15 protein-coding genes are annotated in these 14,121 nt (G+C 65.7%); 7 read left to right on the plus strand and 8 right to left on the minus strand.

The window, feature by feature from the left end:
* Positions 1-291: 291 nt before the first annotated feature.
* Entirely contained in the window at positions 292-1,059 is a 768-nt protein-coding gene (locus tag S58_RS22330; RefSeq protein ID WP_015667637.1) for an SDR family NAD(P)-dependent oxidoreductase, read from the minus strand.
* Between the two features lie 143 nt (positions 1,060-1,202).
* On the minus strand, positions 1,203-1,910 hold the full coding sequence (locus S58_RS22335; protein ID WP_042340121.1) for a histidine phosphatase family protein: 708 nt from the start codon (positions 1,908-1,910) through the stop codon (positions 1,203-1,205).
* Between the two features lie 145 nt (positions 1,911-2,055).
* On the opposite strand from S58_RS22335, the gene S58_RS22340 reads away from it, so the two are divergent.
* Complete coding sequence (locus S58_RS22340) at positions 2,056-2,841, plus strand: SDR family NAD(P)-dependent oxidoreductase (protein WP_015667639.1); 786 nt, start codon at positions 2,056-2,058, stop codon at positions 2,839-2,841.
* Between the two features lie 588 nt (positions 2,842-3,429).
* Here the strand turns inward: S58_RS22340 and S58_RS37705 are convergent.
* Positions 3,430-3,681 carry a hypothetical protein gene (locus S58_RS37705; protein ID WP_042340123.1) on the minus strand — a complete coding sequence of 84 codons (252 nt, stop codon included), beginning with the start codon at positions 3,679-3,681 and terminating at the stop codon, positions 3,430-3,432.
* A 67-nt stretch (positions 3,682-3,748) separates the two neighbouring features.
* On the minus strand, positions 3,749-4,105 hold the full coding sequence (locus tag S58_RS22350) for an NIPSNAP family protein (RefSeq protein ID WP_015667641.1): 357 nt from the start codon (positions 4,103-4,105) through the stop codon (positions 3,749-3,751).
* 368 nt (positions 4,106-4,473) lie between these two features.
* Between S58_RS22350 and S58_RS22355 the strand changes: the two genes are divergently transcribed.
* Positions 4,474-4,752 carry a hypothetical protein gene (locus S58_RS22355; RefSeq protein ID WP_015667642.1) on the plus strand — a complete coding sequence of 93 codons (279 nt, stop codon included), beginning with the start codon at positions 4,474-4,476 and terminating at the stop codon, positions 4,750-4,752.
* 117 nt (positions 4,753-4,869) lie between these two features.
* Here the strand turns inward: S58_RS22355 and S58_RS22360 are convergent, their stop codons facing one another.
* On the minus strand, positions 4,870-5,931 hold the full coding sequence (locus S58_RS22360; RefSeq protein ID WP_015667643.1) for a phosphotransferase family protein: 1,062 nt from the start codon (positions 5,929-5,931) through the stop codon (positions 4,870-4,872).
* Positions 5,932-6,089: 158 nt separating this feature from the next.
* Entirely contained in the window at positions 6,090-7,325 is a 1,236-nt protein-coding gene (locus S58_RS22365; protein ID WP_015667644.1) for an acyl-CoA dehydrogenase family protein, read from the minus strand.
* Positions 7,326-7,562: 237 nt separating this feature from the next.
* On the opposite strand from S58_RS22365, the gene S58_RS22370 reads away from it, so the two are divergent.
* A complete protein-coding gene (locus S58_RS22370) occupies positions 7,563-8,234 on the plus strand; it encodes a TetR/AcrR family transcriptional regulator (RefSeq protein WP_015667645.1) in 672 nt (223 codons plus the stop codon).
* Positions 8,235-8,263: 29 nt separating this feature from the next.
* Positions 8,264-8,488 carry a hypothetical protein gene (locus tag S58_RS22375; protein ID WP_015667646.1) on the plus strand — a complete coding sequence of 75 codons (225 nt, stop codon included), beginning with the start codon at positions 8,264-8,266 and terminating at the stop codon, positions 8,486-8,488.
* Between the two features lie 131 nt (positions 8,489-8,619).
* On the opposite strand, the gene S58_RS22380 is transcribed toward S58_RS22375, so the two are convergent.
* Positions 8,620-9,846: a CaiB/BaiF CoA transferase family protein gene (locus S58_RS22380; protein ID WP_015667647.1), complete on the minus strand. Its 1,227-nt coding sequence runs from the start codon at positions 9,844-9,846 to the stop codon at positions 8,620-8,622.
* A gap of 446 nt (positions 9,847-10,292) precedes the next feature.
* On the opposite strand from S58_RS22380, the gene S58_RS22385 reads away from it, so the two are divergent.
* A complete protein-coding gene (locus S58_RS22385) occupies positions 10,293-10,847 on the plus strand; it encodes a hypothetical protein (RefSeq protein ID WP_015667648.1) in 555 nt (184 codons plus the stop codon).
* 283 nt (positions 10,848-11,130) lie between these two features.
* On the opposite strand, the gene S58_RS22390 is transcribed toward S58_RS22385, so the two are convergent.
* Complete coding sequence (locus S58_RS22390; RefSeq protein WP_015667649.1) at positions 11,131-11,886, minus strand: NUDIX hydrolase; 756 nt, start codon at positions 11,884-11,886, stop codon at positions 11,131-11,133.
* 107 nt (positions 11,887-11,993) lie between these two features.
* Here S58_RS22390 and S58_RS22395 point away from each other — a divergent pair, with 107 nt between their 5' ends.
* Both S58_RS22395 and S58_RS22400 read left to right on the plus strand, forming a co-directional pair.
* Positions 11,994-13,031: an SPFH domain-containing protein gene (locus tag S58_RS22395; RefSeq protein ID WP_015667650.1), complete on the plus strand. Its 1,038-nt coding sequence runs from the start codon at positions 11,994-11,996 to the stop codon at positions 13,029-13,031.
* The gene (locus tag S58_RS22400; RefSeq protein WP_015667651.1) at positions 13,018-13,947 is read left to right on the plus strand and encodes a diacylglycerol kinase catalytic domain-containing protein; all 930 of its coding nucleotides are present in this window, start codon (positions 13,018-13,020) and stop codon (positions 13,945-13,947) included. Before S58_RS22395 ends, S58_RS22400 begins: the two co-directional genes overlap by 14 nt.
* Positions 13,948-14,121 lie beyond the last annotated feature (174 nt).

Below are 14,121 nucleotides of genomic sequence, written 5' to 3' on the forward strand. Positions count from 1 at the left end.
GTTCTTGTAGCCCGGATGAGCGGAAGCGACATCCGGGTTCTCCCGCGCTCCTCGTGTGAACCCGCATGTCGCTTCCGCTCATGCGGGCTACGGACCATGCCGCGTTTGCCGTGGTCGACCGACAACCACAGCTGTCGTCCTCGCGAACGCGGGGACCCATACCGCGGAAGCTGTCGAGGGATGTCACTGCCCGTTGCCCGCCTCATTCCGGCGTGTGGTTATCGGTCCCGGCGTTCGCCGGGACGACATTGGTGAGTGTGGCCGCACCACCGGCCATAGCAGCATTTGCTCTCAACTGATCGTCGCGCCGCCGTCGATCACCATCGTCTGCCCCGTCATGAAATTTCCGGCGGCCGAGCCGAGGAACACCGCCGCTCCGGCGATCTCGTCGGGGATGCCGATGCGCAGCAGCGGCGAGCGGGCGGTGGAGGCTTTCAGATTGTCCGGATTGTCCCACAGCGCCTTGGCGAAATCGGTCTTGATCAGGCCGGGCGCGATGCAGTTGACGCGGATGTTGTGCGGGCCGTATTCGCAGGCGAGATTGCGCGCGAGCTGCATGTCGGCAGCCTTGGAGATTGCGTAGGCGCCGAGAATGGTCGAGCCCTTGAGCCCGCCGATCGAGGACACGATGATGACCGAGCCATCCTTGCGCGCGATCATCTGCGGCACGACCATGCTGATCAGCCAGTTGTTGGCGACGATGTTGTTGTCGAGGATCTTCCGGAACTGATCGTCGGAGATCCCGGCGAGCGGGCCATAATAGGGATTCGACGCGGCGTTGCAGACGAGCACGTCGATCCGGCCGTAGATGCGGTTGGCCTCGTCGACCAGGTTCTGCAGATTCTCCTTGCTGGAGATGTTGGCCGCGACCGCCGCCGCCGTGCCGGCGCCGAAGCGGTCGTTGAGCTCCTTAGCGACGGCTTCGCAGACATCGGCCTTGCGCGACGAGATCACCACCTTGGCGCCATGCTCGGCCATGCGCTCGGCGATGGCGAGCCCGATGCCGCGGGTCGATCCGGTGATGACGGCGACCTTGCCGGTCATGTCAAACAGGGTCATGGGGGAGTCCTCCTTGGTGCGTTGTTGTGAACGAGATGTAGCCAAGAGCGCTGACGCGTAGCCGGATGAGCGCAGCGACATCCGGGGTCTCACGAGCTCTCACGGTGAACCCGCATATCGCTCCGCTCATGCGGGCTACTTCCTTACGCCAGCTTGCTCGTCGTCACCTCCGGCCCGGCCGGCTGGTGCATCGCCTTGTGCGCCGCATCGGCGATCCAGGGCTGCTGATTGACCATCGGCAATCGCCATATGCCGGTGTCACCACTCACGATGTGATCCAGCCGGGTCACCGAGCAATTGTCGATGTCGAAAGCGAGACCCTTCTCGACCAGGCCGCCGAGCGCGAGAGCGACGGCGGCCTTGATGGTGCCACCATGGCCGACCGCAATCACGTCGCGGCCCGCTTCCGCATCCGTGATGCGCGCGATCGCCGCGGTGACGCGGGTATAGAGATCCATGTAGCTCTCGCCGCCGGGCGCGGGCCGATCGATATCGGCAAACCAGCTGCTGCCGGCGGGACGGCTCGCCAGGAACGCGGCGCGGTTCATGCCCTGCCATTGGCCGAGATGCTGCTCGGCAAAGGCAGCCTCCTTGATCATATCAGCAGGCTGCGGAAAGCCGGCGGCCCAGATCGCCTCCGCGGTCTGATGCGTGCGCATCAGATTGCTCGCATACCAGACCGCGCTGCGCGGCAGGATTTTGGCCACCGCCTCGAACACCTCGCGATCGCCCGTGTCGCAGGCGATGTCGGACTGGCCATAGATGTTGCCGCCGTCGCTGCGCACCGGCGCGTGACGCACCCACCACCAGCGCGTGGTGACGACAGAAGGCCTCGTTCCATCAGCTGTCATCGCGCAACCCTTCCCTCCGCTGCCCTCTCGCTGTACGTCAGGAGTCAGCCCGTCTCAAGCCGCGTCGTGACGCCGGCACGTTTGAAACGGCGTTTGAATTCCGTTGTGCGGGACGCAACGGATCAACAACGAAGCAGGAGGAAACATGGGCCGCCTCGAAGGCAAATCCGTCATCATCACCGGCGCCGGCAGCGGCATCGGCCGCGCGGCATCCTTGATGTTCACGAAAGAAGGCGCGCGGCTGATCGCGGTCGATCGCAGCGAGGGCGTCAAGGAGACGGTCGAGCTCGTCAAGCAGCAGGGCGGCATCGCCGAGGCCGTGATCGCCGACGCCGGCTCCGAGGCCGACGTGTCTGGCTTCATCGATCGCGCGGTCGCGACCTACGGCAAGCTCGACGTGATCTGGGCCAATGCCGGCATCTCCGGCGGCCTGATCCCGATCGCCGAGCAGACCGTCGAGCACTGGCAGGAGATCCTGCGCATCAACCTGATCGGCCCGTTCCTGGCGGTGAAGTACGCGATGCCGCACATGGTGCGCCAGCAGCGCGGCGCCATTGTCTGCACCGCATCGGTCGCGGGATTGAAATCCGGTGCGTCGGGCCATCCTTACGCGGCCAGCAAGGCCGGCGTGATCAGCCTGGTGCAGACCACGGCCTATTCGCTGTCCGGCACCGGTGTGCGCATCAACGCGGTCTGCCCCGGCCTGATCGAGACCGGCATGACCAAGCCGATCTTCGATGGCGCCAAGGAGCGCGGCACCGAGAGCAAGATCGGCCAGCTCAATCCCTTGAAGCGCGCCGGCCAGCCGCACGAGATCGCGGCCATGGCCCTGTTCCTCGCCAGCGACGAAGCCTCCTACGTCAACGGCCAGGCCTTCCCGGTCGACGGCGGCCTGACGGCGTCGATGCCGTATGCGGGGAAACCGATCTAGGCGGACTGCCACCAAAAACATCGGTAACGTCCCGGCGAACGCTGGGACCCATACTGCGGTATCTCGCGAGGAACGTGACTGCCAGTTGCCTGTGATACGCCCGGCTGTGGCTATCGATCCCGGCTCGACGCACCGCCAGTGCGCTCGCGCTGTCGGTGCTTCGCCGGGACGACAGTCCTGCCCGCAGCCCTCATCGCGAGCGCAGCGAAGCGATCCAGAGTCTTCACCTGAGCCCTGGATTGCTTCGCTGCGCTCGCAATGACGGAGTTCAATCATGCAGAATTAGTCCCGCTGCGCGATCCGCGCCCGAGTGATCCCGAAATTCCCGCCCTCTTCCATCAGAGGGCGCAGGGAAGGCCAGGCGTCGGCTGACGCCTGCGGCCCGCCTGCGAAAAAAATGCAGGCGGCAGGTACCACAGGTGCAGCCGAGAACACCCGGCCTTCCCTGCGCGACGGTCTTAACGCTTACTTCGTGCTCTCCCCGGGGACCGGCTTGATTGCCCCCGTCATCGACGCAACGCGCAAGCGCTGGCGTCGACTTGACCTCGGCACCGGGAGGTCAGGACCACACGACTTCACGTCCGCCGACTACCGTTCGTCCGCACGCCAGATCAGCATGCTGCGGCAATCCGCGGCCATCGCCTCCCCGCCTCGCGTGTCGTGACGATCGCGCGCAACGCCCCTCTTCGGTGAGGCGGGATGACGCAAGCAAATCATGATTTCCGAAAACGCGAAAGTAAAATTTTTGAGCGAGTGCTGGCGAAAGTGCTCATCGCGCTGAAGAACCACGCAAACTTTTTTTGTTTGCGCAGCCTTTCCCCAGGGCCGGATGGCGCTCATCAATGCTCCGCCCAGATGTCGTGTACCCGAGTCGCCCGACGGGCACGCGCGGCGCAGGTAACTTGCATCATCGATCCAGCGCCAACAGGCTCCGTCCCGCCACCGGCGAATAATCGACCGGCGTCAGCAGTCGGTCCTCGATCTGCCCGACCATCAGCCCATGCTCGGCATGGGTGACGCGCTTGATCTCGGTCCATTCGGCGTCCGCCATGAAGGCGGCCCACCCGGCTGTCTTGGCCGCCTCGTCCGGCCACTCCAGGACATAGACGAACTCGGTCTGCTCGCCGAACCTGCTCTCCCACATCGCCACGATCCGGAAGCCGTAGCGCGTCCGCATGATGCGGGCGGCGTGATCGCGGAAGCGGACGTGGAACGCAGCCTTGTTGTGCTCGAAGATCTCGTAGATGCGAAGCTGGTGGATCATGACGGGTCTCCCGCGCGTCAGATATGGAGCCAGTCGCGCGACGGCAATGGGCGGCGACGCAACCTGCATGTGCGTGTGCATCGCTTGCCATTGGCACGTCCGAGCGCGCGGCATGAGCGGGATGCGTAGCCCGCATGGGCGCAGCGATATCCGGGGTCTCACGCGCTCCTCGTGTGAACCCGCATGTCGCTTTGCTCATGCGGGCTACGCCATCGCCGTCACGTCGCATCGACCGACGGCCTGGTTCAAGCTGTGATGGCGGTGCTGGCCCCATTTATTCAGGGCCCACCTTCGAACCGCCTGCTGCGAGGCGCCGTCGAACTTCGCAAGCGGACCATTCCGGCTTCGCCAAACGAAGGATGGAAGAGATGTCGAGGATAACGAAACTGCCCCTGCTCGCCCTGATCGGAGCCATGGCCGCCGGCGCGGCCGCAACCAGCGCCAGCGCGCGCCAGTTCTCCTTTCCGCCGTGCGAACAGGCCTCGTGGGGGGCCTGCGGCGGCTACGAAGCGCCGACGCAGCCGGCGTCCCGTTCTCGTCAACACGATACGTCGCCGACCTACATGAAGCAGACCGACCCGCGCTACAGCAACTCGATGACCACGGCCGGTGGTGGCGGAGGAGGTGGTGGCGGCGGTGGCCGATGAGTTGCAATGGCGGCGCGTAGTGCGTAGCCCGGATGAGCGGAGCGACATCCGGGGTCATCGCCAGCGTCCGTGGTGAACCCGCATGTCGCTGCGCTCATGCGGGCTACGACGACAACGTCACGATGCCGCGCCGGCCTTCTGTGCGTAGGCCCAGGCCTGCTTGGTCATCGGCACCATGCGCTTGACCGACTCGATCGCCTTGTCGTTGGCGGCAGTGCCGTCGCGGATGCGGCCGATGATACCCTGCAGAATGCCGGCGAGGCGGAACAGATTGTAGGCGAAGTACCAGTTGAGGTCCGGCAGTGAGGTGCCGGTGACGCCGCCATAGATCGCGGCCGCCTCCTCCATGGTCGGAATGTTCAGCGCCTTGAGATCGACGCCGTCGAGCCCCGGCATGATCCACTGCATCAGCAGATAGGTGAAGTCGGCCATGGGATCGCCAAGCGTGGACAGCTCCCAGTCGAGCACCGCGATGACGCGCGGCTCGGTGGCGTGGAAGATCATGTTGTCGAGCCGGTAGTCGCCATGCACGATCGAGACGCGCTGCTGCGCCGGCAAGGTGCGCGGCAGCCACTCGATCAGCTTTTCCATTTCAGGCAGATGCTCGGTCTCGGACGCCCGGTACTGCTTGGTCCAGCGGTCGACCTGGCGGGCGAAGTAGTTGCCGGGCTTGCCGAACTCGCCGAGGCCGATCGCGGCGGGATCATAGCTGTGCAGCTTCGCCAAGGTCTCGATCTTGCTGGTGAAGATCGCGCGCCGCTCGGGTGCCGCGACATGCGGCAGGGTCGGATCCCAGAACACCCGGCCCTCCTCCATCGACATGATGTAGAAGGCAGCGCCGATGACGTTGTCGTCGTTGCACAGCGCATAAGCCTTGGCGACCGGAAAGCCCTGCTTGCCCAGCGCTGCGATGACGCGGAATTCGCGGTCGACCGCATGCGCCGACGGCAGCAGCTTGCCGAACGGCTTTCGTCGCAGCACATAGGAGCGCGCCGGTGTGTTCAGCCGGTAGGTCGGGTTCGACTGGCCGCCCTTGAACTGCAGCACCGTCAATGGGCCGGCATAGCCCTCGACATGCTCGGCCATCCACGCCGCGAGCTTCGCCTCGTCGAAGCGATGCCGCTCCTCGACCGGCTTGGTGCCGGAGAATTCTTCGTCCTTCTTGACGCCGTCGGCCACGACGAGGCTCCCTTGGCTCTCATTGAATTCGTAGGGTGGGCAAAGCGAAGCGTGCCCACTACCCTGCTGCATGCTCGAAAATGGTGGGCACGCCGCCATCATCGCGCTCCGCGCGACGATGAAGGCTTTGCCCACCCTACGAGACTACATGTCTACGCTCAATGGCGCGGCTCGTTAGCGTATTTCTTCATCTCGAGCCGGGCGATGGCGCGGTTGTGCACCTCGTCGGGACCGTCTGCAAGCCGGAGCGTGCGGATTCCGGCGTAGTCCTTGGCGAGACCGGCCTCGTCCGACACACCGGCGCCGCCGAACGCCTGGATGGCGTCGTCGATGATCTTGAGCGCCATGTTGGGAGCGGCGACCTTGATCATCGCGATCTCGCCCTGCGCGGTCTTGTTGCCGACCTTGTCCATCATGTCGGCGGCCTTGAGGCACAACAGGCGCGTCATCTCGATGTTGGTGCGGGCTTCGCCGATGCGCTGCTCCCACACCGAATGCTCGATGATCTTCTTGCCGAACGCCTGCCGCGTCATCAGCCGGCGCACCATCTTCTCCAGCGACTCCTCGGCCTTGCCGATGGTGCGCATGCAGTGATGGATGCGGCCCGGACCGAGGCGGCCCTGCGCGATCTCGAAGCCGCGGCCCTCGCCGAGCAGGATGTTCTCCTTGGGCACCCGGACATTCTCGAGCAGCACCTGGGCGTGGCCATGCGGCGCGTCGTCGAAGCCGAACACCGGCAGCATCTTCTCGACCTTGATGCCGGGGGTGTCGAGCGGCACCAGGATCTGCGACTGCTGCTGATGCTTGGCGGCTGCGAAATCGGTCTTGCCCATCAGGATCGCGATCTTGCAGCGGGGATCGCCGACGCCCGACGACCACCATTTGCGGCCGTTGATGACGTAATGATCACCGTCACGCTCGATGCGGGTCTCGATGTTGGTCGCATCCGACGACGCCACCGCCGGCTCCGTCATCAGGAACGCCGAGCGGATCTCGCCATCCATCAGCGGGCGCAGCCATTTGCGCTTCTGCTCCTTGGTGCCGTAGCGGATGAACACCTCCATGTTGCCGGTGTCCGGCGCCGAGCAGTTGAAAACCTCCGAGGCCCAGGAGATGCGGCCCATCTCCTCCGACAGCAGCGCATATTCGAGATTGGTCAGGCCGGCGCCGCGGAACTCGTCGTCCTCATGCGGTGACGGCGGCATGAACATGTTCCAGAGCCCTTCGGCTTTGGCCTTGGCCTTGAGGTCCTCCAGGATCGGGATCACCTTCCAGCGACCGCCCTCGGCGTCCTGCTGCTTGTAGATCGGCACCGCCGGGCGGACATGCTTGGTCATGAAGCTGCGCACGCGCTCCAGCCATTCCTGCTGCTTCGCCGACATCGTGAAGTCCATGGGACTCTCCTTGGGTGTTTCCTCAGAACTTTGTTTGGCCGCAGTGTCGGTCCGCGGCCCGCGTCCGCGCAAGAGCGATCTTGCGCGGCACGATTCCTAAAGGCCCGCTCGCTGCAGCGCCGAAATCTCGTCCCGCGGAAGCACCGCGATTGACATTCCGGCCGTCTCAAACAATAGTTTCATACAATTGTTTGAAACGCAACTCCCTCACGCCGCGTCATCGTCCGGAGGACGACCATGGCCACCGACCACACAAGGACTGCGATCCTGATTGCCGCCGAGCGGCTCTACGCCGAGCGCGGCTTCTCCGACGTCACCTTGCGCGACATCGTGGCGGAGGCGAACGTCAACCTCGCCGCGGTCAACTATCATTTCGGCTCCAAGGACGAGCTGATCGCCGAGCTGTTCGTGACGCGCTCGATCGCGCTCAACCGCGAGCGCCTGCGCGAATTGCGGGCGGCGGAAGATGCCGGCGGCGGCCGTGCCGAGATCGGCGCCATCCTGCGCGCGCTGGTCGGCCCGATCCTGCGCGGCTGCCTGGGGCCGGAGAACCAGCGCTCGCCGGTGGCGCGCTTCATGATCCGCGCCTCGATCGAATCGGTGCCGCCGATCCGCCGCATCAAGAACAAGGAAATCGATCACTTGCGCAAATTCGCCGCGGCGATGAAGCGCGCGCTGCCCGACAACTCCGAGGTCGATCTGTTCTGGGGCCTGCACTTTGCGCTCGCCATGGCCCACCACACGATCCGCGAGAGCGAGCGCCTCACCAAGCTCTCCGACGGCCGCTGCGACCTCGACGATGTCGAGGATGTGATCGCGCGCGTGGTGCGCGGCGCCGTGCTCGGCCTCACGACGCGCGAGACGGCGACGAAGCCACCGGCTAAGCTTGCGGCACGCGAGGCGCGCTAGCCTCGCTTGATGAGATTGGAGCCCGCCGCATGACGCAGCATCTGCGATTGATCATGGCCGCCGCCGCCACAGCGCTCGCGCTGCTGACGGCCAGCGACCCGGTGCTGGCGCGCGGCGCCGCCGCCAACATCATGAACTCCCCGGGCTACCAGCGCCGCCTGCAGGAATCGCGGCAGCAGCTCGCCGTCCCTGAGCCGCAAGCGCCCGTTCCCGTAAAGCCTCGCGCAAAGCACCGCCATCGTCACGTCCATTGAGGCCTCGAACTCGCCACGAACACAACGCCCATAGCCCGGATGAGCGCAGCGACACCCGGGGTCGTCGCCAGCGTTCGTGGTGATCCCGGATATCGCTGCGCTCATCCGGGCTACGGGAGCGGTTCCTGCGGCTACACCACGCCCTGCTGCTTCAACGCTGCAATCTTCACTTCGTCATAGCCGAGCTGTGACAGCACGTCCTGCGTATGCTCGCCGAGCAGCGGCGGGGCGCGGTACTCGGTGATCGGCGTGCCCGAGAAGCTCAGCGCGTTGCGGATCAGCGACAGCTGCGGCTCGAACGGATGCTCGACCTTCACCTCCATGCCGCGCGAGCGGACATGCGGATCGGCGAAGACGTGGGCGAAATCGTTGACGGGGCCGCACGGCACACCCGCCTTCTCCAGTTCGTCCAGCCAATGCGCGACCGAGTTCTTCAGGAACAGGCCGGCAAAAACGGCCATGATTTCCTTGCCGTTGACGACGCGATCGTTGTTCTTGACGAATTTCGGATTCGTAGCGAGCTCGGGCGCGCCGAGCACGGCGCAGGTGCGCGCGAACTGCGCGTCGTTGCCGACGACCAGCATCAGCTCGCCGTCGGTGCAGCGGAACACGCCGGCCGGCATGCCGCCATTGCCCCAGGTGCCGCGGCGCGGCGGCGACTTGCCGTTCACCAGGAAGATCTGGGCGTAATGCGACAGCGAGGCGATCACCGTGTCGAACAGGCAGACGTCGACGTGCTGGCCGCCGCCGCCATTGACGTCGCGGTGATACAGCGCCGAGAGGATGCCGATCGAGGTGTTCATGCCCGTCATGTAGTCGACGATCGAGGGACCGACCTTCATCGGCCCCGCCCCCGGCTCGCCGTCCATATGGCCGGTGACGCTCATCAGCCCGCCCATCGCCTGGAAGATCGCATCATAGCCGGCGCGCGGCGCATACGGCCCGGTCTGGCCGAAGCCGGTGACGGAGCAGTAGATCACGTCCGGGTTGACGGCTCGGATCGCGTCATAGTCGAGCCCATAGCGCTTGAGGTCGCCGACCTTGTAGTTCTCCATGAAGACGTCGCAGTCTTTCGCCAGCGCGCGGATGATCTCCTGGCCTTCCCGAGACGCGATGTTGACCGTGACCGACTTCTTGTTGCGGTTGGCGCAGATGTAGAACGAGTTGTTGTTGTTGGCCTTGCCGTCGGGATCCCTGAGATAGGGCGGGCCGAAGGCGCGGGCGTCGTCGCCGGTGCCGGGCCGCTCGATCTTGATCACCTCGGCGCCGAGATCGGCCAGCATCTGCGCGGACAGCGGTCCGGCCAGCACGCGCGTGAGATCGAGAATCTTGATGCCAGAAAGCGGCAGGGCCGACATGGAGTTCCTCCGGGAGCTTTATTCCTTGTGGCGGACATCCCGCGCGAGAGCGCCGCCTGTCACCCGCGGATACACCATTTCGCAGCTCCGAGCACTGCGCTGGCGGCATGCCGCCTTGCCGTAGCGGGCCGGGAGGCCGGAGCACGCGGCTGCCGCTCCAAATGACGGCGTCATTCCGGGGCGTGCGCAGCACGAGCCCGGAATCCATCGGGCGGCAGAACGTGCGGAGCAATGGATTCCGGGCTCGCGCTTACGCGCGCCCCGGAATGACAGCGGGGGTGCGGCGGGCGGCGATGCCGCCAGTTCCGCCGGCATGAGCGCCGCCTTTCTTGCTTCATTTTGTGTGCAGCCTGCGGCGAGACACATCCGGACACACGGAACAAGGAGCTGTTAAGCGTTACAATCGCACCTGGACCCAGGTTTGATGTTTCAACCTGGAGCACGCCATGACATCGATCTCCGCCTCCTCCATGAGCGGCCTCTCGCCGCTCGACCTGCTCAAGCAGGAGCTGACCAAGGAAGTCTCGGCCGGCAAGGTCAGCTCGACCGACCAGACCGCGCTGTCGTCCGCGCTCGACGACATCGATTCCGCGCTGAAGAGCGGCAGCAGCAGTTCGTCGTCGTCGACGACCTCCAGCACCCCGCCCTCGCCCGAGGCGATGAAATCGAAGATCGACGATCTCATCCAGGGCGAGGTCGACAGCGGCAAGCTCACCTCCGACCAGGCGAGCGAGCTGAAGAACGTGTTCGCCAGCGCCTTCTCGGGTGGTCCGGGCGGCGCCGGTGGTCCGCCGCCGAGCGGCGATTCCAGCAGCGACACCACCTCGAGCACGTCGTCGTCATCCTCGTCGAGCACCTCGTCCGACGTCGAGGAGCTGTTGAAGAAGCTGCTCGACGCGCTGCAGAGCTCGAACGGCAGCAAGTCCTCGTCCTACAGCGCCAGCGGCACCAGCTCGTCGAGCTCGTCCAGCAAATCGCTGGTGGTGGATTTCTCTGCCTGAAGCCTAGCACTACGTCGCGCAGCCGGATGGTCCGTATGTCTGGCTGATCGTGATGCCCTGCGCTCTCACCTCGTCATTGCGAGCGTAGCGAAGCAATCCAGAGTCCTCGTGACGCCCTGGATTGCTTCGCTGCGCTCGCAATGACGGTGGAGAGGCCGCATAGCAGCGTAGCCCGGATGAGTGCAGCGACATCCGGGTTCATCGCACCAGCGCGGGAGACCCCGCATGTCGCTTTCGTCGAAGCCCTTCGGGCTTCGCCGGAGCTCGTGCGGGCTACGGGACCTTATTCCGGTGCATTGAACGTTCGCGCGAAATACACCGGCGTTGCCGCGGGCTTCAGCCGATAGAGCTGCGCCGGCCGGTTCGGGCCCTTGCGCATCTTTTCGATCGGCTCGATCAGGTCGGCCGAGAGCATGCGGGTGCGGAACGCGCTCTTCTCCAGCGGTCGGTCCAGCACGATCTCATAGGTGCGCTGCAGCTCGGGCAAGGTGAACTCTTCCGGCATCAGATAGGCCGGCAGCGAGGTGTACTCGACCTTGTTGCGCAGCCGCTGCACGGCGGCTTGCAAAATCTCAGCGTGATCGAAGGCGAGCTTCGGCGTCACGCCGAGGCCAGCGAGTGGAAACCATTGCGCGTCGGCGGCGAGCGCGGCCTCGGCGGCTGAAGCCGGGATCAGCGCAAAATAAGCGTGCGTCGCCGACCAGCCGCGCGGATCGCGGTGGGCGCTGCCCCAGCTGCCGAGCTGCTCCAGATACGGGCTGACGACGCCGGTCTTCTCCGCGAGCTTGCGCCGGGCGCAGGCATCGAGATCGGCGTCCTTGTCGACGTCGACGAAGCCCCCGGGCAGCGCGAAAGCGTCCGGGAACGGCTCGCCGTCGCCATGGCCGCGTCGCACCAGCAGCACCTGCAGCGCGTCCAGGCGGATGGTGAAGATGACGACGTCGACCGTCGTCAGCGGCCGCGGGAAATCGAGCCCTGCCGGATCCCGGCCCTGTCCCTTCGACGGCGTCCCGCCGCCCTGCCCCTGCCGTCCCGCCATGCCGCCTGCCCCCGATTTTGCCGCTTGACACTAGCATACTTAGTTGTACTGTCCAACTTACTAAGTTGGCGTGACACACTTACGCCAGTCAACGTCAGGAGGCCGCCATGTTCGGCTTACGCTTCATCAAGGCCCAACCCACCACCTATCTGCTCAAGTACCGCGCCGGCCGCGTGGTCGAGGAAGGTGCCGGGCTGTCCACTTTCTATTACGGACCTGCCACGTCGCTGGTCGCGATCCCGATCGGCAGCCGCGACGCCGCCTTCATCTTCCAGCAGATCGCCCGCGACTTTCAGACGCTCACGATCCAGGGCCAGGTCACCTACCGCGTCGGCGAGCCCCGGAAGGCGGCGGCGATGCTGAACTTCACCCTCAAGCGCGACGGCAAGACCTACGAGTCCGACGATCCGGAACAGCTGCCGCAGCGCGTGCTCGGCGCGGTCGAGGTGCTGGCGCAACAGGCGGTCAAGGACATGACCCTGAAGGAAGCGCTGCGCGCCTCCGACCGCATCGCCGAAGCGATCGCGACCGGGCTGCAGCGCCGCGCCGACATCGAGGCGCTGGGGCTCGAGATCCTCGGCGTCGCAGTGCGCGCGGTGAAGCCGACGCCGGAGACCGCCAAGGCGCTGGAGGCGGAAGCGCGCGAGGCGATCCTGAAGACCGCCGACGAGGCCATCTTCGCGCGGCGCAACTTTGCCGTCGAGCGCGAGCGGGCGATCCGCGAGAGCGAACTCGACACGGAAATCGCCGTCGAGCAGAAGAAGCGCTCGATCCGCGAGACCCAGATGGATGCGGAGGCCAGCGTCGCCGCGAAGAAGAACGATCTCCGCGAGGCGGGCATGGTCGCCGACATCGGGCTCGAGGCCAAGCGCAAGGACTTCGTGTCGCTGAACGCAGCGAACACCCGCACGCTGGCCGATGCCGAGGCCTATCGCGTCGGCGCGCTGATGAAGATCTTCGAGGGCGTCGACACCCGCGTGATCCAGGCGCTGGCCGCCACCGGCATGCAGCCGGGTCAGCTGATCGCGCAGGCGTTCTCCGGCCTTGCCGAGAAGGCGGAAAAGATCGGGCAGCTGAACGTCTCGCCGGAGCTGTTGAACAGCCTGATGCAGCAGCCCGCGGAGGCCGCCCGTGTCCGGAAATGACCGCAAGGTGGTGCTGGTCACGAGGCAGACGCGGCTGGAGGAGCTGATCGCAAAGTTCCTCACCGCGGACCAGGCCCGCTTCTATGTCGAGCATCTCGGCGCCGACTTCTCCGACTACGAACGCGAGCACGCGGCCTACCAGGCCGCGCGCGCCGCGGCGACGCAGACGCTGGAGCGCTGGGGCCGCTACCAGATCGTCGACCGCGGCTTCCTGCCGAACTTCATCTTCGGCCCCGCCGACATCGTCGCGGCGCTCGGTCCCGATGGCCTCGTCGCCAACACCATGAAATATCTCGACGGCCAGCCACTGCTCGGCCTCAACCCGGATGCGCAGCGCCATGACGGCGTGCTGCTGCCGTTCGCGCCGGATGACCTCGCGAGCCTGCTGCCCGAGGTCGCCGCCGACAAGCGCGCGGCCAAGGCGGTGACCATGGCGAAGGCGAGCCTCGCCGACGGCCAGGTGCTCTATGCCGTCAACGACCTCTTCATCGGCGCCCGCACCCATGTCTCCGCACGCTACGAGATCGCCACGCGCGCGGCGCATGAGCGGCAGTCGTCCAGCGGGCTGATCGTGGCAACCGGCCTCGGCTCCACCGCCTGGTTCAAGAGCATCGTCACCGGCGCGCTCGCGATCGCCGGCAGCTATGGCAGTCGCAGTGATGGCGACTACACCGCCCTGCCCTGGGACGCCCGCGCCTTGCGCTTTGCCGTGCGCGAGCCGTTTCCGAGCAAGACGTCACAGACGACGCTGGTGTGCGGTGATCTCGACGGCGCCGAGACCATGCGCCTGCGCTCGCTGATGCCCGAGAACGGCGTGATCTTCTCCGATGGCATCGAGGCGGATCATCTCGATTTCAACGCGGGGACTGAGGCGGTGATCTCGATTGCGGAACGGCAGGGACGATTGATTGTGTAAGTCGAGGCCGCAATCGGCATCGCGGAGCGCCAGGGTCTGCTGATTGTGTGGTGCGCCTCTGCAGATCGCTTCGCCGATGGGACGCCCCGCTCTCACCGCGTCATTGCGAGCGCAGCGAAGCAATCCAGAGTCCCGCCCACCACCCTGGATTGCTTCGCTGCGCTCGCAATGACG

This window comes from Bradyrhizobium oligotrophicum S58, assembly GCF_000344805.1.
GTDB classification, from domain to species: domain Bacteria; phylum Pseudomonadota; class Alphaproteobacteria; order Rhizobiales; family Xanthobacteraceae; genus Bradyrhizobium; species Bradyrhizobium oligotrophicum.

Bases quoted from the DNA above. Each gene is read 5' to 3' on its own strand.
- S58_RS22330 (WP_015667637.1), bottom strand. From the start codon at position 1,059: ATGACCCTGTTTGACATGACCGGCAAGGTCGCCGTCATCACCGGATCG.
- S58_RS22335 (WP_042340121.1), bottom strand. From the start codon at position 1,910: ATGACAGCTGATGGAACGAGGCCTTCTGTCGTCACCACGCGCTGGTGG.
- S58_RS22340 (WP_015667639.1), top strand. From the start codon at position 2,056: ATGGGCCGCCTCGAAGGCAAATCCGTCATCATCACCGGCGCCGGCAGC.
- S58_RS37705 (WP_042340123.1), bottom strand. From the start codon at position 3,681: ATGAGCGCCATCCGGCCCTGGGGAAAGGCTGCGCAAACAAAAAAAGTT.
- S58_RS22350 (WP_015667641.1), bottom strand. From the start codon at position 4,105: ATGATCCACCAGCTTCGCATCTACGAGATCTTCGAGCACAACAAGGCT.
- S58_RS22355 (WP_015667642.1), top strand. From the start codon at position 4,474: ATGTCGAGGATAACGAAACTGCCCCTGCTCGCCCTGATCGGAGCCATG.
- S58_RS22365 (WP_015667644.1), bottom strand. From the start codon at position 7,325: ATGGACTTCACGATGTCGGCGAAGCAGCAGGAATGGCTGGAGCGCGTG.
- S58_RS22370 (WP_015667645.1), top strand. From the start codon at position 7,563: ATGGCCACCGACCACACAAGGACTGCGATCCTGATTGCCGCCGAGCGG.
- S58_RS22375 (WP_015667646.1), top strand. From the start codon at position 8,264: ATGACGCAGCATCTGCGATTGATCATGGCCGCCGCCGCCACAGCGCTC.
- S58_RS22380 (WP_015667647.1), bottom strand. From the start codon at position 9,846: ATGTCGGCCCTGCCGCTTTCTGGCATCAAGATTCTCGATCTCACGCGC.
- S58_RS22385 (WP_015667648.1), top strand. From the start codon at position 10,293: ATGACATCGATCTCCGCCTCCTCCATGAGCGGCCTCTCGCCGCTCGAC.
- S58_RS22390 (WP_015667649.1), bottom strand. From the start codon at position 11,886: ATGGCGGGACGGCAGGGGCAGGGCGGCGGGACGCCGTCGAAGGGACAG.
- S58_RS22395 (WP_015667650.1), top strand. From the start codon at position 11,994: ATGTTCGGCTTACGCTTCATCAAGGCCCAACCCACCACCTATCTGCTC.